Genomic DNA, 18678 nt, shown 5'->3' with positions numbered 1-18678 from the left:
GAGGAATTAGAAATGGCGAGACGTGATCAAGATAAGCTTACAGGAAAACAAAAAGCAGCCATTCTCATGATTTCCTTGGGGTTAGATGTGTCAGCTTCTGTATATAAGCACTTAACCGATGAAGAAATTGAAAGGCTTACCCTGGAGATATCAGGGGTTCGAAGTGTCGATCATCAAAAAAAGGATGAAATTATAGAAGAATTTCATAGTATAGCCATTGCGCAAGATTATATTTCTCAAGGAGGCCTAAGCTATGCGAGACAAGTTCTTGAGAAGGCGCTTGGAGAGAATAAGGCGGAAAACATTTTAAACAGGCTGACTTCTTCTTTACAGGTGAAACCATTTGATTTTGCCAGAAAAGCAGGGCCTGAACAAATTTTGAATTTTATCCAGCATGAGCACCCTCAGACGATGGCTTTAATTTTGTCTTATTTAGATCCTGTGCAAGCCGGACAAATTTTATCCGAGCTGAATCCTGAAGTGCAGGCTGAGGTCGCGAGAAGAATTGCTGTTATGGATAGAACGTCACCGGAGATTATCAATGAGGTAGAACAGATTCTAGAACAAAAATTATCCTCTGCATTTACTCAGGATTATACACAAACAGGCGGAGTTGAAGCTGTTGTGGAAGTCTTAAACGGGGTAGATAGAGGAACAGAGAAGACCATCTTGGATTCATTGGAAATTCAGGATCCTGATCTTGCTGAAGAAATTAAAAAGCGGATGTTTGTCTTCGAAGACATTGTTACACTTGATAACCGCGCGATTCAGAGAGTCATTCGCGACGTTGAAAATGACGATTTGCTCCTTTCACTAAAAGTTGCAAGCGAAGAAGTCAAAGAAATTGTATTCAACAATATGTCACAGCGTATGGTTGAAACCTTCAAAGAAGAAATGGAATTTATGGGCCCTGTACGCTTGAAAGATGTGGAAGAAGCTCAGTCTAGAATTGTAAGCATCGTCAGAAAGCTTGAAGAGGCCGGTGAAATTGTAATAGCAAGAGGCGGAGGGGACGATATTATTGTCTAATATCATTAAACAAGAATCATCTTTTTCTCCACAAAAGGAAAGAAGAAAACTCTCTATACAAGAGGTGCATATCGATCATTCTCACCTTTTGCAGGCTGAAGAGGACCCAGAAGCGCTTATAGCACGGGTGAAAGAGGAAGCTGATCGGATTTCTGAGCAGGCCAACAGCCATATAGAAAATATTCGACGTCAAATTGAACAGGAAAAAAATAATTGGGCGGATGAAAAACAGAAGCTGATTGAGGAAGCAAAAGCTGAGGGCTTTGAACAAGGCATGGCATTAGGTAGAGCTGAAGCAATTGAACAGTATACCGAACTGCTTGGCCAAGCGAACAGCATAACTGAAATGTCCAGAAAAGCCGTAGAGGATAAGCTTGAAGACGCTTCTGAAGAAATCGTTGAGCTTGCCGTTGCACTAGCTAAAAAAGTGTGGCAGCAAAAATCTGATGATAAAGAAGCCTTTCTCTTGCTTGTGAAACAGGTCGTAAACGAAGTAAAGGAATATGACGATATATCAATATATGTGGATCCGCATTACTATGAGACAGTTTTTCAGCAAAAAGATGAAATCATGCAGCTTCTTTATAAAGAATGCCGGCTTGGCATATATGCTGATGAAAAAGCTCAAAAAGGATCATGTTATATAGAAACTCCTTTTGGCAGAGTAGATGCGAGTGTTGACACTCAATTAATGCAATTGAAAGAAAAACTTCTGACAGCGCTGGAAGCGGGTGCAGCTGAATGAAGACACAGAGTCTGATAGATTGTATAGAAATGACGGACTCGTATAAACGGTATGGCAAAGTCAAACGGGTAATCGGCCTGATGATTGAATCAAAAGGGCCTGCAAGCTCAATTGGAGACGTGTGCCTGATTTATGCAAAAGGGCAATCAGGTAAAGTCATTAAAGCTGAAGTAGTCGGCTTTCAGGAAGAAAATATTTTGCTTATGCCTTATTTAGAGGCAGCAAGCATTGCGCCTGGCAGTATTGTAGAAGCCACTGGTGAATCTCTTCGGGTTAAAGTCGGAGCCGGACTGATCGGACAAGTCATCGATGCATTTGGTGAGCCGCTTGATGGAAAACTCCTGCCGAAAGGGCTTTCGCCTGTATCGACTGAGCAATCACCGCCCAATCCGATGAAGCGGCCTCCTATTCGAGAAAAGATGGGCGTCGGTGTCAGGTCAATTGACAGCTTGCTGACAGTCGGTAAAGGACAGAGGATTGGTATTTTTGCAGGAAGCGGTGTCGGAAAAAGCACATTAATGGGGATGATCGCCAAGCAGACAGAGGCTGACTTAAATGTCATTGCACTTGTCGGAGAACGCGGGCGAGAGGTTCGTGAATTTATTGAAAAAGATCTTGGGGAAGAGGGGCTGAAACGATCGATTGTAGTTGTTGCCACCTCAGATCAGCCGGCATTAATGAGATTAAAAGCGGCATATACAGCAACTGCAATTGCTGAGTATTTCCGTGATAAAGGCCAAAATGTCATGTTTATGATGGATTCAGTCACTAGGGTGGCAATGGCGCAGCGTGAGATTGGACTGGCTGCCGGCGAGCCACCGACGACAAAGGGTTATACACCTTCTGTGTTCGCTATTTTACCTCGTTTATTAGAACGAACCGGTGCAAACGAGCACGGAACCATTACGGCGTTTTATACAGTATTGGTAGATGGCGATGACATGAATGAGCCGATTGCTGATACCGTTCGCGGGATTTTAGACGGGCATATTGTGTTGGACAGGGCGCTTGCGAATAAAGGTCAGTTTCCAGCAGTTAATGTACTAAAGAGCATCAGCAGGGTGATGTCTAACATATCGACAAGGCAACACTTGAATGCAGCAAACAAATTTCGTGAGCTTTTATCGACTTATCAAAATTCGGAAGATCTTATTAATATCGGAGCTTATAAACGAGGATCCTCAAGAGAAATCGATGAAGCAATACAATTTTATCCGCAGCTTATTCAATTTTTAAAGCAGGGAACAGACGAAGCGGCATTATTGGAAGAAAGCATTGCTGCATTAACTAGTTTGACAGGAAATGAGGAATAAACGTGGCCTATCAATTTAGATTCCAAAAGCTGCTGGAACTAAAAGAAAATGAGAAAGATCAATCCTTATCTGAGTATCAGCAATCCGTTTCTGAATTTGAAAATGTTGCTGAGAAATTATATGAGAATATGAACAAAAAGGAACTGCTCGAACAAAATAAGGAAGAGAAATTGAAAAGCGGCATGAGTGTACAAGAAATGAGACATTACCAGCAATTTGTGTCAAATCTTGATAACACGATTTATCATTATCAAAAGCTTGTCATTATGAAACGAAATCAAATGAATCAAAAACAAGAAATTTTGACAGAGAAAAATATTGAAGTAAAAAAGTTTGAAAAAATGCGTGAAAAACAGTTTAAAATGTTTGCACTTGAAGACAAAGCTGCAGAGATGAAAGAAATGGATGACATTTCGATCAAGCAGTTTATGATTCAAGGCCATTAGGAGCGAATGTAATGTCAGGCAAAAAGAAAGAATCAGGTAAGTCCCGTTCGGTTTTGCTTATCATTATCCTTCCGCTGATGTTTCTTCTCATCGCAGCGGGAATTGTTCTTTGGGCTGCTGGTGTGAATGTTTTAAAGCCGGTACAGGAAGCAGCGGCAAAAACGCCGGTTCTTAAAGAATTGGTTCCTGAAACCGAAAATAAAAAAGACACAGCGTCAAGCAAGGATAGCAGTAATACGGCAGCTCTGGAAAAGACCATTAAGGACCAAAAAAGTGAAATCAGCATATTGAATAAAGATTTAGAAACGAGTAAATCTGAAATCGACAGGCTCAACCAAAAGATACGTTCTCTTGAAAAGACGGCGGAGGATCAAAAAAAATCATCAGATGATACTGAAGAAACTACGAGTTCGAATTCTTCTAAGGATGACAAAGTCATCAGTGTATATAAGAGCATGGATAGCGGAAAGGCTGCTAAAATTATTGCCCAATTAAATGAGCAGGAAGCGCTAAAAATATTGAATGGCCTAAGCAAAAAGCAGCTTGCCGACATATTGGCGAAAATGACTCCTGAGCAAGCGGCAACCTATACGGAAAAAATTGCTGCCAGCCAAGAATAGGGGGAATTAAAGGTGAAGCTGCTTGAATTGGCGGGACCTTTGCTGCAAACTACAGCAGGTACTGCGGCTAAAACCATGAATAGTAGCCAGGGAGTTTTTCAAAACTGGCTTATGTCTGAGGCGGGTTTGAAGGAGATCTCAGAACAAGGGAAGGGAACCCCTTATTCCGGAGATCAGCTTTTAGCAGATGCACTTCATAAGATCAGTGATTGGCTGAAAGCAAGCCCTGAAGATCAAGACAAACATAAAGCGGAACTTCTGCAAACCTTAAGTAAACTAACAGGGAAGCAGTTGGATGGAACTGCTCAGCAAATGCTGCAGAATCTTCTGCAAGCGGTTGAATCAAAAATGTCCGGCGAGACAGAAGGCAACATTCTTTCGGAAGGTAAAACGGCTCTGATTGAAAATGATTCTTTTGCTGACAGTAATGAAAATCTGAAAGTTGATACAGAACAATCAACTCAGGAAAATGAAGTCCCTGAGAATGAGAAAGAACTTGCCCTTATTCAGATGTTCATTAGCCAGCTGCTAGAAGAGAATAAGCTGATTGACAGCGGGAATGCCGATGAAGCCCATCGCATTTACAAGAATGGAGAACAATTTCTTGTTGCATTAGAAAAAAAGGGTGTATCCCAACAGCTCATTCAGGATCTTAAACAGCAAATGTTCACGAAAGACGAGTCGAGTTCAAAACTTTACTCGATGACAGCGTCAGAGCTGAAAAGCTTTCAAAGTTTAATGGAGCAAATGTCTATGCTTCCCCAAAAAGGGACTAAAGAATGGAATTTAGCTGAAAGCCAGCTGAAAGCTTTCTTGTTATCGAAATCATCCGAATCATCGCAAGACTTTGGAAAGCGTGTCCTCACACCGCTTTCGCAGAATTCAAGCAGCAAAAGCGGATCTGATGCTTCTGGGAGTATTCAACCCGTAGATAGTAAATCAGGACTCCAAATGCTGTTTTCAGGGTACAGGGGTACGGGAGCAGTTCAAACATTCGATTTGCAGCAGCTCTCATCTGATTTACCGGCTGCCGAGACAAAAACGGTGGCTGATCAAGTGGTCAATGCGTGGAAGCAGATGAAATATACGCCATTCGGCAGATCAACGGGAAGCTTCACCATCCGACTGAATCCTGAACATTTAGGATTTGTCACAATCAAACTGACAAATGAAAATGGGATGTTTCAGAGTAAAATTATTGCATCGAGCCAATCAGCAAAAGAACTGCTAGAACAGCATCTTCCTCAGTTGAAGCAATCACTGCCGAATATGGCTGTTCAAATTGACCGTTTTACGCTCCCGGTTCAAAGCGGGGATCAGCCGTTATATGGCCAGCTTACTGATGAACAGAGACAGCAGCAAGAGGAACAAAAACAGCAAAAACAGAAAAAGCAATCAAATGATTTTGGCGAACTGCTCGATGAAGTGTCGAAAATGGAGGAAGAAGAATGACTTCTATCAGTTCAGAATATAAACTGCCTGAAAAAACAAGCACCGTGTCAACTAACAATAGCAGCTTAGGGAAAGATGAGTTCTTGAAAATATTAATGACCCAAGTCCAAAACCAAGATCCGCTCAACCCGGTTGATGACAAAGAATTTATCAGCCAGATGGCGACTTTTTCAAGCTTGGAGCAAATGGTGAATCTAAATACTACAATGACTCAATTCGTCGAAAACCAAGATCCGTTCACCGCGTATCTTGATTGGATGGGGAAAGAAGTTTCTTGGACTGCTGACGGAAGTGCAACAGAAAAAACAGGCACAGTAAGCTCAGTAAAACAGTCAAAAGGAAAATATTATCTCGTTCTTAATGATGGTACTGAAATCAGCCCGTCTCATGTGTTGGCTGTAGCACAGTCTTCTAAATAAAATTAATCTGGGGGAATACATTATGTTACGTTCACTTTATTCTGGAATCAGCGGTATGAAAAACTTTCAAACAAAGCTTGATGTTATCGGCAACAACATCGCCAACGTGAATACAGTAGGATTCAAAAAGAGCCGCGTTACCTTTAAAGATATGGTAAGCCAAACGATTGCCGGCGGTTCTGCGGCTGGAGGGGCAATTGGAGGTACGAACTCTAAGCAGATCGGTTTAGGTTCATCATCCGGCACAATTGATACCATTCATTCAACAAGCGCAACACAAAGCACAGGAAGAACCCTTGATTTAGCGATTGACGGCGACGGTTACTTTCAAATTGATACAGGCGACGGAACAGTTTATACACGAGCAGGAAACTTTTATTTAGATAATACAGGAACACTTGTTACTGGTGATGGCTACCATGTGTTAAATATGACTGGGGGAACGATTCAAATCCCTCTTGATGCACAAAGCTTCAGCATCGGTTCTGATGGAAACGTATCAATCGTTGATGCAGGCGGCCAAACACAAGATGGCGGACAAATCGGGGTTGTTACTTTTGCAAACAGCGATGGTTTAGATAAAATCGGAAACAATTTATACCGTGAATCTCTAAACTCTGGAGCGGCCAGTGCAGCCAACCAGCCTGGCGATGGCGGAACAGGTTCTCTTAAGTCAGGATTTCTCGAAATGTCTAACGTTGATTTAACTGACGAATTTACTGAAATGATTGTTGCCCAGCGCGGATTCCAATCAAACTCAAAAATTATTACAACATCAGATGAAATCCTTCAGGAACTGGTTAACCTTAAACGTTAAGGAGGGAGGGGAGGCGATAATCGCTTCTCCGCTGTTTTATGATTAAAGTAACCCGTTTAAATGGGCAGCCCTTTACACTGAATGCGCTGTTTATAGAACAGATTGAATGCTTTCCGGATACGACTATCACTCTTTCAAATGGCAAGAAGTTTGTCGTAAAAGAAGATGAAGAAGCTGTTATGGAAAAGATCGCATCTTTCTACCGAAAAATACAAATATTTTCAATGGATCAAGGAATAGAGGAACCAGAATGAAGAATAAATTAATGATCATTTTACTAATTATGCTTATCGTAATTGGTGCTCTTGGGGCGGCAGCTTATTTTGTGCTAGGCGGTGAGTCCGAAGATAGTAAAGCGGAAAAAAGTATTGACGAAATCGTTGCATCTTCTGTCGATGTAGAAGAGATTACAACCAATTTAAAGTCCGATAACATTATCCGACTTGCTATTAAGCTTGAAACTGATTCTGATAAATCAAAAGAAGAACTTGAGAAACGTGATTTTCAAGTGAAGGACGCTGTAATATCATTGCTGGCTGATACGAATGCTAATGCGATTGAGGGAGACAAGGGAAAAGAAGCCTTTAAGAAGGAACTAAAAGATAAAATCAATAGCTACCTCCAAGAAGGAAAAGTAGAAAAAGTGTATATTACCTCCTTTAATCTGCAATAAACCATCATTTGACAGAATACGGAGGTGAGGAAGATGTCAGGAGAAGTTCTCTCCCAAAATGAAATAGATGCACTGCTTTCCGCAATATCAACTGGTGAAATGGACGCTGAAGAGCTGAAAAAAGAAGAAAAAGAGAAGAAAGTGAAGGTCTATGATTTCAAACGTGCGCTGCGGTTTTCTAAGGATCAGATCCGCAGTTTAACGAGAATACATGACAATTTTGCAAGACTTTTAACGACTCACTTTTCTGCTCAGCTCAGAACCTATATTCATATATCTGTCAGTTCAGTTGACCAGGTCCCGTATGAGGAATTTATCAGGTCAATACCGAATATGACGATCCTGAATCTGTTTGACGTCCATCCAATGGAAGGCAGAGTTATGATGGAGGTTAATCCGACTATCGCTTATACGATGATGGATCGAGTAATGGGCGGTATTGGACTCAGTCATAATAAGGTAGACAGCTTGACAGAAATTGAAACAAAAATCATTTCTAATTTATTTGAAAATGCACTGGGAAATTATAAAGAAGCTTGGCAGTCAATTGCTGATATTGAACCGGAAATGACTGAGTTTGAGGTGAATCCGCAATTCGTTCAGATGGTGTCTCCTAATGAAACGGTCGTGGTGATCTCACTCAATACCCAAATCGGTGAAATCAGTGGTGTCATTAATCTTTGTATCCCGCACATTGTCCTCGAGCCGCTCATACCGAAGCTTTCGGTCCACTATTGGATGCAATCAGATAGAAACGAGCCGAAGCCTGAGGAAACAAAGTCGCTTGAAAAACGTATCATGACAGCACAAATACCTGTCGTGGCCGAACTCGGCACATCTGAACTGACAATAGAAGAGTTTTTAAGTTTAGAAGTCGGAGACTGCATAACTTTGGACAATTCAGTCACGGATCCTCTTACTGTATTGGTCGGAGATAAGCCGAAATTTTTAGGACAAGCCGGCCGGGTGAATCGAAAGCAGGCAGTGCAAATTTTAGATCACGACCTAAGAGGTGAACAAGATGGAGAATAATAGATTATCTCAAGATGAGATTGACGCGCTTCTTAACGGTACTGGCAGTACGCCGGATGAGCCAGAGGCTCCGGAAGTACATGACTTATCGGAAATGGAGCGTGATGCGATCGGTGAAATCGGGAATATTTCATTCGGCAGTTCTGCGACAGCCTTGTCAACGCTTTTAAATCAAAAAGTCGATATTACGACTCCGAGTGTAGCTGTCATTCCTAAAAGTAAAATCAGCGATGCATTTCCTGAACCGTACGTAGCGATTGAAGTGAATTATACGGAGGGCTTCAGCGGCAGCAACCTGCTGGTCGTGGAACAAAATGACGCGGCAATTATCGCTGACTTAATGATGGGAGGAGACGGAAAAGGCGCGGACCCTTCACTGGGTGAAATCCATTTAAGCGCGGTTCAAGAAGCAATGAACCAAATGATGGGATCAGCCGCCACATCAATGTCTACTGTATTCAGCAAAAAAATTGATATTTCACCGCCTCGGGTTGAATTGCTCGATGTTACTGAAGAAAAGGGAACAGACCGCATACCTGATGATGAAATGCTGGTGAAAGTGTCTTTCAACTTAAAGGTGGGAGATTTAATAGATTCCAGTATTATGCAGCTGTACCCGCTGTCATTTGCAAAAGATTTAATTGCAAATCTGATGAACACAGAAAGTGCAGAGGAAGAAACAGCGCCGCAGCCTGATGTTACATATGAGCAGCCGAAAGCGCCTGTGACGCCAGAGCCGCGTATGGAACCGCAGCAGCAACAGCAGCAACAGCCAAAAAGGCAGGGAACACCAAAAAAAGCAGCACCAGTTCAGGTTTCGCCAGTGGAATTTTCCGCGTTTGATCCCAATGAGGCTTCTCAGGCCCCTGTAAACAACCTGGATATGCTTTTGGACATTCCGCTTTCAATCACTGTTGAGCTTGGCAGAACGAAGAGAAGTGTAAAAGAGATTTTGGAGCTTTCTGCCGGAAGTATTATTGAGCTTGATAAATTAGCCGGTGAGCCGGTAGATATTTTAGTGAATCGGCGTATCGTTGCCAAAGGCGAAGTCGTTGTCATTGAAGAAAACTTCGGTGTAAGAGTCACTGACATTTTAAGCCAGGCAGAGCGCATTAATAATTTAAAATAACGAAACACAAGGAGAGAGATAGATTATGGCACACAGAATTTTAATTGTAGATGACGCAGCATTTATGCGAATGATGATTAAAGACATTTTGGTAAAAAACGGTTTTGAAGTAGTAGCGGAAGCTGAAAATGGAGCGCAAGCAGTAGAAAAATATAAAGAGCTTACTCCTGATCTTGTTACTATGGATATCACGATGCCGGAAATGGACGGCATAACAGCATTAAAAGAAATTAAAGAAATTGATGCACAGGCTAGAATCATCATGTGTTCAGCTATGGGACAACAATCAATGGTTATCGATGCCATCCAGGCCGGTGCCAAGGATTTTATCGTAAAACCTTTCCAGGCAGACCGTGTGCTTGAAGCAATCAACAAAACATTAAGTTAAAGGGTGTACGACTGTTGAAAAAGAGTCTATATTTCATCGTTTTTACTTGTTTTTTCGTTTTATTCAGTGTACATCCGATTGCGGCTGCCGCGGCAGACTCTGACAATTCAACTGTAAACGAATGGTTTCAAAAGAAAGATGAAAAAACTGCAGATAAGCCAGAGCAAAAGGAAGAAAAAACAACACAAACTGCTGATGAGACGGAGGGGGCGGCTGCTCCTTCTGTCTCAGCTTTTGATTTCGTGAAGATGATTTTCGCTTTACTGTTTGTTGTCGTACTGATTTACGGGCTGGTAAAGCTTATGAACAAAAGAAATCGGCTCCTCAAGCCTTTTCAATATGTTGAAAATATTGGCGGCACATCGGTCGGGCAAAATAGATCCATCCAATTGATCAAAGTCGGAAACAATGTGCTCGTCGTTGGTGTAGGAGAGACGATCCAGCTGCTGAAAGAAATTGAAGATGAAAAAGAGATTGAGGTTATTCTCAGCCAGCATGAAGAGGCAATGTCAAGCAAAATAGAGTGGACAAAGTTAGTGAAGCCGCTGAAGGGTGCTGAACATCAGCCGCAGCAAAAACTGCCTTCATTTTCAAAAGCGTTAAAAGAGCAGCTTGAAGAGTTAAAACAAAATCGTTCTGAAGGAAAGAAGAAAGGCCCACGTCATCATGAATGAGTTTATAAATATTTTCAGTTCAAGCGATCCGGAAAACGTAAGTTCATCTGTTAAATTACTATTATTGTTAACTGTATTTTCAGTGGCGCCTGGAATATTGATTCTTATGACTTGTTTTACTCGCATCGTCATTGTTCTATCATTTGTCAGGACTTCACTGGCGACACAATCTATGCCGCCAAACCAGGTTCTGATCGGGCTGGCGCTGTTTTTAACGTTTTTTATTATGGCTCCTACTTTTTCAGAGATTAATAAAGAGGCGCTGACGCCATTGATGGACAACAAAATCAGTTTGGACGAAGCGTATACGAAAGCTGAGGAACCGATTAAAGAATTTATGAGTAAACACACAAGGCAGAAGGATCTGGCATTGTTTATGAATTACGCGAATATGGATAAACCTGAATCATTAAAGGATATCCCGCTAACAACAATGGTTCCCGCTTTTGCCATATCGGAGCTCAAAACAGCGTTTCAAATAGGTTTTATGATTTTTATTCCATTTTTAATTATAGATATGGTCGTAGCGAGCGTCTTAATGTCAATGGGAATGATGATGCTCCCTCCAGTTATGATTTCTCTGCCCTTTAAAATATTACTTTTTGTTTTAGTAGACGGCTGGTATTTAATTGTGAAATCTTTGCTTCAGAGCTTTTAGGGTAGGTGCTAAACGTGAGTTCAGAATTTGTAATTTCTATGGCGGAAAAAGCCGTATACGTAACGCTGATGATCAGTGGGCCATTATTGGCTATTGCTTTACTGGTCGGTTTAATCGTCAGCATATTTCAGGCGACAACTCAAATCCAGGAACAGACTTTGGCGTTTATTCCGAAAATCGTGGCAGTTCTCCTGGCCCTGATTTTTTTTGGCCCATGGATGCTGTCTATCATTCTTTCATTTACAACAGAGTTGTTTTCTAATTTAAATCGTTTTGCAGGGTAGTGTAGAGATGAATTCGATTATTGATTTATTTCCTGCTTTTTTATTGGTTTTTATTAGAATTTCTGCTTTTTTTGTAACGATTCCGCTATTCGGACACCGAAATGTACCAGCTGTTCATCGAATTGGATTTGCTTTTTTTCTCGCGGTCATTTGTTTCAGCACCATTGATAAGCCTCCCTCTTTAGAGATAGATGGGCAATATATGCTCCTGGCGTTTAAAGAAGCTTTGGTTGGTCTCTGTCTGGGATTAATTGCTTATATGATGATTGCCGCAGTTCAAATTGCCGGCTCGTTTATTGATTTTCAAATGGGTTTTTCAATTGCGAACGTTATTGATCCGCAAACCGGGGCACAAAGTCCGCTAATTGGCCAGTTTATTTATACAATGGCACTTTTGTTTATGCTCAGTGTCAATGCCCATCATTTGCTGCTCGACGGTATTTACTACAGCTTTCAGTATATTTCAATTGATCAGGCATTTCCGAATTTCGGCGATGAGAAGTTTGCTTATTTTATCGCCAAAAGCTTTAATGCGATGTTTATTATCGCTTTTCAAATGTCAGCGCCTGTTGTGGCCAGTTTGTTTCTGGTTGACTTAGCATTAGGCATTGTGGCTCGAACTGTTCCGCAATTAAATGTATTTGTGGTCGGCCTGCCTTTAAAGATCGCTGTCAGTTTTATCATGCTTATTGTGTGTATGTCTGTTATCTTCGTCGTTGTGCGAAATGTCTTCAGTTTAACGATTGAAACGATGCGGAATCTTTTAGCATTGGTCGGTGTTTCTTAATGAAGCTTAGAGTTGACCTGCAGTTTTTTGCGGGAGAGAAAACAGAAAAAGCCACTCCAAAAAAACGGCAGGATACGCGAAAAAAAGGACAGGTTGCCAAAAGTGCTGATGTTAATACTGCCGTTTCTTTATTAGTGATATTCCTTTCACTCATTGCGATTGGGCCTTTTATGAGGGACAGGCTACTGTCATTTATAGAAACATTTTATACCAAGTCGCTCTTAATGAAGCTCTCAGAATCAAATGTTCATATGCTGTTTATCAGCTTATTAAAAGATACGGCCTTTGTGCTTGCGCCGATTATGCTTGTCGCTCTTGTCGCAGGGGTCGCCAGCAACTATATGCAAGTGGGCTTCTTATTTTCTACAGAGGTCATAAAGCCTAAGCTTGAAAAACTGGACCCGATTAAAGGCTTTAAACGAATTTACAGCATGCGGGCCATAGTAGAACTGCTTAAATCCATTTTGAAAATCACTGTAGTCGGTTTTGCTGCTTTTGCTGTACTTTGGCTGCATTATGGAGAAATTCTCCGGCTCCCGCTTCTGACACCCGAAGAAGCACTTTCTTTTGTTTCAAAACTCACCCTGTGGATGGGGCTGAGCGGTGCAGGGGCTTTGTTGATTCTTGCTGGTCTCGATTATTTATATCAAAAGTTTGACCATGAGAAAAACATCAAAATGTCAAAGCAGGATATAAAAGATGAATACAAAAAGTCTGAAGGAGACCCGATTATCAAGTCTAAAATTAAACAAAGGCAGCGGGAAATGGCAATGAGGCGGATGATGCAGGAAGTTCCAAAAGCAGATGTCATTATCACAAACCCGACTCACTATGCGATTGCCCTGAAGTATGACGAAGAAAAAATGGACGCGCCTTATATTGTTGCAAAAGGTGTTGACCACCTCGCGTTAAAAATCAGGAAAATTGCGAAAGAGCATGATGTCACGATGGTCGAAAACAGACCGCTTGCCCGTGCGTTATATGATCAGGTAGAAATTGATCAGGCTGTGCCGGAAGAATTTTTTAAAGTACTGGCTGAAATTCTGGCTTACGTATATAAAACAAAACAAAAAGTATATTGAATTTTTCGATTTAAAAGGAGAGAAAAAACAGCATGTCAACAAGAGATTTATCCGTTTTAATAAGTGTTGTCCTCATTGTGGCGATGCTGGTGATTCCATTTCCTCCATGGCTGTTAAGTATTTTGATCATTATTAATATTTCTCTTGCGTTGATCGTGCTTCTCACCACAATGAATATGCAGGAAGCGCTGCAGTTTTCGATTTTCCCGTCACTGTTGCTGCTTTTAACCCTATTTCGTTTGGGCTTGAACGTCTCAACGACCCGTTCAATTCTTTCACATGGTGAAGGCGGAAAAGTCGTCGAGACGTTCGGAAATTTCGTTGTCGGCGGAAATGTATTAGTTGGACTTGTTGTATTTATCATCCTGATTATTATTCAGTTTATCGTCATTACGAAAGGTTCTGAACGTGTTTCCGAGGTTGCAGCAAGATTTACGCTGGACGCAATGCCGGGGAAGCAAATGAGTATTGATGCTGATTTAAACGCAGGGATGATTACCGAACAGGATGCGAAGCACCGCCGCGAAAAAGTGGCAAGAGAGGCTGACTTTTATGGAGCGATGGACGGTGCAAGTAAATTTGTAAAAGGTGACGCGATTGCCGGAATCATCATTGTCATGATCAATATTATCTTCGGTATCGTAATCGGAATGCTTCAGCAGGACATGTCCATTCAAGAGGCAGCTTCAAAATTTACGATGCTGACCGTAGGAGATGGAATTGTTTCGCAAATTCCAGCCCTGTTAATTTCTACAGCTACGGGTATTGTCGTGACAAGAGCTGCCTCTGAAGGAAACTTAGGGCATGACATTACAGGTCAGCTTTTTGCTTATCCAAAGCTTTTATACGTCGCAGCATCTACGATTTTGCTTCTTGGTATTTTCACTCCGATTGGCATTTTTCTGACGGGCCCGCTTGCAGGGCTGCTTGCTTTCGGCGCATATATGCTATCTAAATCAGGTAAGGAAAAAGAAGAAGTGGATGAGATTCTCGAGGAAGAGGCTGAGGTCGACGACCTTAAAAGTCCTGAAAGCGTTGTGCAGCTTCTGCACATCGATCCGATAGAATTTGAGTTTGGATATGGTTTGATTCCGCTTGCTGATGCCAATCAAGGCGGTGATTTATTAGACAGAATTGTGATGATTCGCCGTCAATTGGCCCTGGAACTCGGCCTTGTCATTCCTGTTGTGCGTATCAGAGACAATATAGCATTGCAGCCTAATGAATACCGATTAAAAATTAAAGGGAACGAAGTAGCAAAAGGCGAGCTGTTGCTTGATCATTATTTAGCGATGTCGCCTACGCCTGAAGATGATCTCATTGAAGGGATTGAAACAGTTGAACCGTCATTCGGACTTCCGGCCAAATGGATTGCTGAATCGGTAAAAGATGAAGCTGACATGCTTGGTTATACAGTTGTTGATCCTGCTTCAGTCGTTTCCACCCATATTACGGAGAAGATTAAGCAGTATGCCCACGAACTGATCGGGAGACAGGAGACGAAACAGCTGATCGATCACTTGAAAGAAACGTATCCTGTTCTTGTCGAAGAGGTTACGCCTAATCCGTTGTCTGTCGGTGATATTCAGAAGGTGCTGGCTAAGCTTTTAAAAGAAAAAGTTTCAATCCGAAACTTAGTAACGATTTTTGAAACGCTTGCTGATTATGGAAAGTTAACAACAGATTCTGATCTTTTGACAGAGTATACAAGACAGGCGCTGGCCAAACAAATTACAGCCCAGTTTGCAAAAGAAAATGAAGTGTTAAAGGTTGTTACTTGTTCGGGTCGTGTAGAAAAGGCGATAGCTGACGGTGTACAGCAAACGGAACACGGAAATTATTTGTCGCTTGAACCAGATATTTCAGAAAGTATTGTGCGCTCTGTCGCTAAAGAAGCCGAACAGCTCTCATTACGTCAGGAAACAGCGATTCTTCTTTGCTCGCCCCCTGTCAGAATGTATGTAAAACAGCTTCTGGAACGATACTTCCCTGATCTTCCGGTCCTCTCATATAACGAACTTGAGGCGAATGTTGAGGTACAAAGCATTGGAGTGGTGGATATTTAATGAAAATAAAAAAATTTACTGCTGCTTCAATGCAAGAAGCGGCACTTCTTATCAGAAAAGAGTTAGGTAATGATGCCGTCATCTTAAATTCAAAAAAGATTAAAAAGCGAAAGTGGTTTGGACTCATCAACAAGCCTGCTGTTGAAGTCATTGCTGTATTGGATCAGGACTTTCCTAATAAAAAAACGCCTCAGAAGGAAGTTGAGCCGCAACAAACATTAAAAACTCCGGTAAGCAGTCCGAAAATAGAGGAGAGGACATATCTCCCTCAATTTCCGTCGCCGCATGAGCCTGGTGATTTCTCAGCGTATCAATCTGTACTTCCTGAGCCGCTGCGAAAAGCGGAAAAGCTTTTGCAAGAAAGCGGGATTAAAGAGTCAATGAAGACGAGCGCGCTGAAAAAATTGCTTCGCTGCTCTGTGGAAGCTGGCGGTCTGACGGAAGATAACGTGATCGGTAAACTCGAGGATATACTATGCAATGCATTGCCTGAATCAGACAAGTGGCAGGAGCCTATTCATTCAAAGTATATCGTGCTGTTTGGTTCAACGGGCGCAGGTAAAACGACAACACTGGCAAAGCTCGCTGCTATATCTATGCTTGAAAAACAGAAAAAAATCGCTTTTATTACAACAGATACGTATCGGATTGCAGCTGTTGAACAGTTGAAAACATATGCCGAACTGCTGCAGGCTCCTCTGGAAGTTTGTTATACAAAAGAAGAATTCCAGAAGGCGAAAGAGTTATTCACTGAGTATGATCATGTGTTTATTGATACAGCCGGAAGAAACTTCAAGGAGCAGCAGTACATTGATGAATTGAAAGAGACAATCCCTTTTGAAAGCAGTATTCAGTCATTTCTCGTTTTATCCGCGACTGCAAAATATGAGGATATGAAGCATATTGTCAAACGGTTTTCATCTGTCCCTGTCAATCAGTTTATTTTTACGAAAATTGATGAAACTGCTTCCTTAGGTTCTGTATTTAATATACTTTCAGAAACCAAGATAGGTGTCGGATTTATGACAAACGGCCAGAATGTGCCAGAGGATATACAGACTGTATCACCTCTTGATTTTGTAAGGATGCTGTGCAGATGAACAGATTTGACCAAGCAGCAACTTTACGGGCGAAAATGGAAAAGCGTCAGCGTGTTCTGCCAATGGTTTATTCGCAAAAAGCGAAAACACTTGCTGTCATCAGCGGCAAGGGCGGTGTCGGAAAATCCAATATTACCTTAAACATGGCTCTTGCGCTGCAGGATAAAGGTAAGAAGGTATTGCTCATCGATCTTGATATCGGCATGGGGAACATTGATATATTAATGGGAAACTCATCATCCGCCACAATTATCGATATATTAACCGATCGCAAGCCTTTGCTGCAGTCATTATCCACTGGCCCAAAGGGTTTGCGGTATATATCTGGGGGAACCGGTCTGGATGTGATTTTCCAGCTGGATCAGAGAAAATGGGCGTTTTTTGCCAATGAGCTTTCTCACGCGTTAAGCCAGTTCGATTATGTCCTGTTTGACATGGGAGCGGGCTTATCAAAAGATCAGCTGCCCTTTATTTTATCAGCGGAAGATATTTTGATCATAACAACACCCGAACCGACGGCCATCATGGATGCGTACAGCGCTGTCAAGCACTTAGTTTTGACAGAAAATAAGCTTTCAATGAAGGTGGCTGTCAATCGATGCCGAGATCAAAAGGAAGGGCTGGACGCTTTTACCCGCCTTTCCCGCACGATTCATATGTTTTTAGATGTTCAGGTTCAGTTTGCGGGTTCCATTTCTGATGATGCGATCGTAAGCAAAGCGGTTGTCGAACAGGTTCCTTTTTTTATAAAAAGTCCTCAGGCGAAAGCCAGCCGGTCAGTCCGTCTATTAGCGGACGCCTTGTTTGAAAGAGAAGAAACCAGACACAAAGAAGGCAAACAGACATTTATGGAGAAATTATCTTCTTTTTTAATGAGGAGGGCTTAATTTGATTCGTGTGCTTGTAGTTGATGATTCAGCTTTCATGAGAAAAATGATAAGTGATTTTCTAACCGAGGAAAAGCAGATTGAAGTAATCGGAACTGCGAGAAACGGAGAAGAAGCGCTTAAGAAGATCGAGTTACTAAAACCGGATGTTATTACGCTTGATGTGGAAATGCCGGTCATGAATGGGACAGACACACTGCGCAAAATTATTGAAATTTATAACTTGCCGGTCATCATGGTGTCAAGCCAGACTGAGAAAGGAAAAGCGTGCACAATTAATTGTTTGGAGATCGGTGCCTTTGACTTTATCACAAAGCCATCAGGTTCTATCTCTCTGGATCTGTATAAAATTAAAGAACAATTAGTTGAGCGTGTCCTCGCGGCTGGACTTTCCGGTCAGGGAAAACACCCAGTTTCGCAGGCAGCGAGTCCTGAGCCTATCGTACGTCCTGTAAAGCCTGATGTAAGCAAGCCGAGGACAAGCACAGGCAGACAAATTGTATGTATCGGTACATCAACAGGCGGTCCGAGAGCGTTACAAAAGGTGATACCGAAGCTCCCGAAGGGGTTGAATGCACCGGTGGTTGTTGTGCAGCACATGCCTGAAGGTTTTACTGCTTCTTTGGCTGAGCGTCTGAATCATTTATCTGACATTCAAGTAAAAGAAGCAAAAGATGGTGAAGCGGCTCTCAACGGCTGTGTGTACATAGCGCCGGGCGGAAAAAACATATCCGTTATCAAAAATAGCGAAGGGCTCCAGATCGTTCTTGATAATCTCGACACGCCAAGCCGGCATAAACCATCAGCCGATTATTTATTCCGTTCTGTCGGTAAGCTTGCAGACTATGAAAAAATAGCGGTTATCATGACCGGGATGGGCAATGACGGCACTGCCGGCCTTAAAGACATGCTTACAGCCGGCAATGTGAAAACCATTGCGGAGTCTGAGGAATCTTGTGTCGTATATGGAATGCCAAAAGCTGCTGTTAAAGCGGGTCTCATTCATGAGATTAAACATGTGGAAGATATCGCAGCATCCATCACAAGCTGTGTGAAAAAAGAGAGGGTGTGATTCAA

22 protein-coding genes are annotated in these 18678 nt (G+C 42.0%); all 22 read left to right on the top strand.

Features of this window, described 5'->3' with window-relative positions:
* Positions 1-12: 12 nt before the first annotated feature.
* The 22 genes from fliG to cheB are packed head-to-tail and all read left to right on the top strand — an operon-like array spanning position 13 to position 18673.
* Entirely contained in the window at positions 13-1029 is a 1017-nt protein-coding gene (gene fliG / locus BV11031_RS09845) for a flagellar motor switch protein FliG (protein ID WP_010331101.1), read from the top strand.
* Positions 1022-1774 (top strand): flagellar assembly protein FliH, encoded by a 753-nt coding sequence (gene fliH / locus BV11031_RS09840; RefSeq protein WP_121642567.1) that lies wholly within the window; start codon positions 1022-1024, stop codon positions 1772-1774. The genes fliG and fliH overlap by 8 nt, the downstream gene beginning before the upstream one ends.
* Positions 1771-3087 carry a flagellar protein export ATPase FliI gene (gene fliI, locus BV11031_RS09835; protein ID WP_010331100.1) on the top strand — a complete coding sequence of 439 codons (1317 nt, stop codon included), beginning with the start codon at positions 1771-1773 and terminating at the stop codon, positions 3085-3087. The genes fliH and fliI overlap by 4 nt, the downstream gene beginning before the upstream one ends.
* Positions 3088-3089: 2 nt before the next feature.
* Positions 3090-3533, top strand: a complete 444-nt coding sequence (fliJ, locus tag BV11031_RS09830; protein ID WP_010331099.1) for a flagellar export protein FliJ — start codon at positions 3090-3092, stop codon at positions 3531-3533.
* A gap of 11 nt (positions 3534-3544) precedes the next feature.
* A complete protein-coding gene (locus BV11031_RS09825; protein WP_010331098.1) occupies positions 3545-4153 on the top strand; it encodes a MotE family protein in 609 nt (202 codons plus the stop codon).
* A gap of 12 nt (positions 4154-4165) precedes the next feature.
* A complete protein-coding gene (locus tag BV11031_RS09820; RefSeq protein ID WP_129550748.1) occupies positions 4166-5605 on the top strand; it encodes a flagellar hook-length control protein FliK in 1440 nt (479 codons plus the stop codon).
* Positions 5602-6024, top strand: coding sequence for a flagellar hook assembly protein FlgD (gene flgD / locus BV11031_RS09815; RefSeq protein ID WP_010331097.1), 423 nt, complete (start codon positions 5602-5604; stop codon positions 6022-6024). The genes BV11031_RS09820 and flgD overlap by 4 nt, the downstream gene beginning before the upstream one ends.
* Before the next feature lie 22 nt (positions 6025-6046).
* Positions 6047-6841 carry a flagellar basal body rod protein FlgG gene (gene flgG / locus BV11031_RS09810; RefSeq protein ID WP_010331096.1) on the top strand — a complete coding sequence of 265 codons (795 nt, stop codon included), beginning with the start codon at positions 6047-6049 and terminating at the stop codon, positions 6839-6841.
* A gap of 38 nt (positions 6842-6879) precedes the next feature.
* Positions 6880-7095 (top strand): swarming motility protein SwrD, encoded by a 216-nt coding sequence (gene swrD, locus BV11031_RS09805; protein WP_010331095.1) that lies wholly within the window; start codon positions 6880-6882, stop codon positions 7093-7095.
* Positions 7092-7514 (top strand): flagellar basal body-associated protein FliL, encoded by a 423-nt coding sequence (gene fliL, locus BV11031_RS09800; protein WP_010331094.1) that lies wholly within the window; start codon positions 7092-7094, stop codon positions 7512-7514. The genes swrD and fliL overlap by 4 nt, the downstream gene beginning before the upstream one ends.
* 33 nt (positions 7515-7547) lie before the next feature.
* Positions 7548-8546: a flagellar motor switch protein FliM gene (fliM, locus tag BV11031_RS09795; protein WP_010331093.1), complete on the top strand. Its 999-nt coding sequence runs from the start codon at positions 7548-7550 to the stop codon at positions 8544-8546.
* The gene (gene fliY, locus BV11031_RS09790) at positions 8536-9675 is read left to right on the top strand and encodes a flagellar motor switch phosphatase FliY (RefSeq protein WP_121642572.1); all 1140 of its coding nucleotides are present in this window, start codon (positions 8536-8538) and stop codon (positions 9673-9675) included. The genes fliM and fliY overlap by 11 nt, the downstream gene beginning before the upstream one ends.
* A gap of 25 nt (positions 9676-9700) precedes the next feature.
* Positions 9701-10063 carry a chemotaxis protein CheY gene (gene cheY / locus BV11031_RS09785; protein ID WP_010331092.1) on the top strand — a complete coding sequence of 121 codons (363 nt, stop codon included), beginning with the start codon at positions 9701-9703 and terminating at the stop codon, positions 10061-10063.
* 14 nt (positions 10064-10077) lie between these two features.
* The gene (fliZ, locus tag BV11031_RS09780) at positions 10078-10737 is read left to right on the top strand and encodes a flagella biosynthesis regulatory protein FliZ (RefSeq protein ID WP_010331091.1); all 660 of its coding nucleotides are present in this window, start codon (positions 10078-10080) and stop codon (positions 10735-10737) included.
* A complete protein-coding gene (gene fliP, locus BV11031_RS09775) occupies positions 10730-11395 on the top strand; it encodes a flagellar type III secretion system pore protein FliP (RefSeq protein WP_010331090.1) in 666 nt (221 codons plus the stop codon). Before fliZ ends, fliP begins: the two co-directional genes overlap by 8 nt.
* A gap of 14 nt (positions 11396-11409) precedes the next feature.
* The gene (gene fliQ, locus BV11031_RS09770; RefSeq protein ID WP_010331089.1) at positions 11410-11679 is read left to right on the top strand and encodes a flagellar biosynthesis protein FliQ; all 270 of its coding nucleotides are present in this window, start codon (positions 11410-11412) and stop codon (positions 11677-11679) included.
* A gap of 7 nt (positions 11680-11686) precedes the next feature.
* Positions 11687-12466, top strand: a complete 780-nt coding sequence (gene fliR, locus BV11031_RS09765; RefSeq protein ID WP_010331088.1) for a flagellar biosynthetic protein FliR — start codon at positions 11687-11689, stop codon at positions 12464-12466.
* Positions 12466-13548, top strand: a complete 1083-nt coding sequence (gene flhB / locus BV11031_RS09760) for a flagellar biosynthesis protein FlhB (protein ID WP_010331087.1) — start codon at positions 12466-12468, stop codon at positions 13546-13548. The genes fliR and flhB overlap by 1 nt, the downstream gene beginning before the upstream one ends.
* A 32-nt stretch (positions 13549-13580) precedes the next feature.
* Positions 13581-15614 carry a flagellar biosynthesis protein FlhA gene (gene flhA / locus BV11031_RS09755; protein ID WP_010331086.1) on the top strand — a complete coding sequence of 678 codons (2034 nt, stop codon included), beginning with the start codon at positions 13581-13583 and terminating at the stop codon, positions 15612-15614.
* The gene (locus tag BV11031_RS09750) at positions 15614-16714 is read left to right on the top strand and encodes a flagellar biosynthesis protein FlhF (protein ID WP_010331085.1); all 1101 of its coding nucleotides are present in this window, start codon (positions 15614-15616) and stop codon (positions 16712-16714) included. Before flhA ends, BV11031_RS09750 begins: the two co-directional genes overlap by 1 nt.
* Positions 16705-17601, top strand: a complete 897-nt coding sequence (gene flhG / locus BV11031_RS09745) for a flagellum location/number ATPase FlhG (RefSeq protein WP_082246411.1) — start codon at positions 16705-16707, stop codon at positions 17599-17601. The genes BV11031_RS09750 and flhG overlap by 10 nt, the downstream gene beginning before the upstream one ends.
* 1 nt (position 17602) lies before the next feature.
* Positions 17603-18673 (top strand): protein-glutamate O-methylesterase CheB, encoded by a 1071-nt coding sequence (gene cheB / locus BV11031_RS09740; RefSeq protein ID WP_010331083.1) that lies wholly within the window; start codon positions 17603-17605, stop codon positions 18671-18673.
* Positions 18674-18678 lie beyond the last annotated feature (5 nt).

The sequence above is a fragment of the Bacillus vallismortis genome, assembly GCF_004116955.1.
GTDB lineage: Bacteria > Bacillota > Bacilli > Bacillales > Bacillaceae > Bacillus > Bacillus vallismortis.
This window is presented reverse-complemented; position numbering and strand designations above follow the sequence as displayed.

Excerpts from the sequence above, each read along its gene's own strand:
- fliG (WP_010331101.1), top strand. The coding sequence starts at position 13 with ATGGCGAGACGTGATCAAGATAAGCTTACAGGAAAACAAAAAGCAGCC.
- fliI (WP_010331100.1), top strand. The coding sequence starts at position 1,771 with ATGAAGACACAGAGTCTGATAGATTGTATAGAAATGACGGACTCGTAT.
- BV11031_RS09825 (WP_010331098.1), top strand. The coding sequence starts at position 3,545 with ATGTCAGGCAAAAAGAAAGAATCAGGTAAGTCCCGTTCGGTTTTGCTT.
- flgD (WP_010331097.1), top strand. The coding sequence starts at position 5,602 with ATGACTTCTATCAGTTCAGAATATAAACTGCCTGAAAAAACAAGCACC.
- flgG (WP_010331096.1), top strand. The coding sequence starts at position 6,047 with ATGTTACGTTCACTTTATTCTGGAATCAGCGGTATGAAAAACTTTCAA.
- swrD (WP_010331095.1), top strand. The coding sequence starts at position 6,880 with ATGATTAAAGTAACCCGTTTAAATGGGCAGCCCTTTACACTGAATGCG.
- fliL (WP_010331094.1), top strand. The coding sequence starts at position 7,092 with ATGAAGAATAAATTAATGATCATTTTACTAATTATGCTTATCGTAATT.
- fliM (WP_010331093.1), top strand. The coding sequence starts at position 7,548 with ATGTCAGGAGAAGTTCTCTCCCAAAATGAAATAGATGCACTGCTTTCC.
- fliY (WP_121642572.1), top strand. The coding sequence starts at position 8,536 with ATGGAGAATAATAGATTATCTCAAGATGAGATTGACGCGCTTCTTAAC.
- cheY (WP_010331092.1), top strand. The coding sequence starts at position 9,701 with ATGGCACACAGAATTTTAATTGTAGATGACGCAGCATTTATGCGAATG.
- fliP (WP_010331090.1), top strand. The coding sequence starts at position 10,730 with ATGAATGAGTTTATAAATATTTTCAGTTCAAGCGATCCGGAAAACGTA.
- fliR (WP_010331088.1), top strand. The coding sequence starts at position 11,687 with ATGAATTCGATTATTGATTTATTTCCTGCTTTTTTATTGGTTTTTATT.
- flhB (WP_010331087.1), top strand. The coding sequence starts at position 12,466 with ATGAAGCTTAGAGTTGACCTGCAGTTTTTTGCGGGAGAGAAAACAGAA.
- flhA (WP_010331086.1), top strand. The coding sequence starts at position 13,581 with ATGTCAACAAGAGATTTATCCGTTTTAATAAGTGTTGTCCTCATTGTG.
- BV11031_RS09750 (WP_010331085.1), top strand. The coding sequence starts at position 15,614 with ATGAAAATAAAAAAATTTACTGCTGCTTCAATGCAAGAAGCGGCACTT.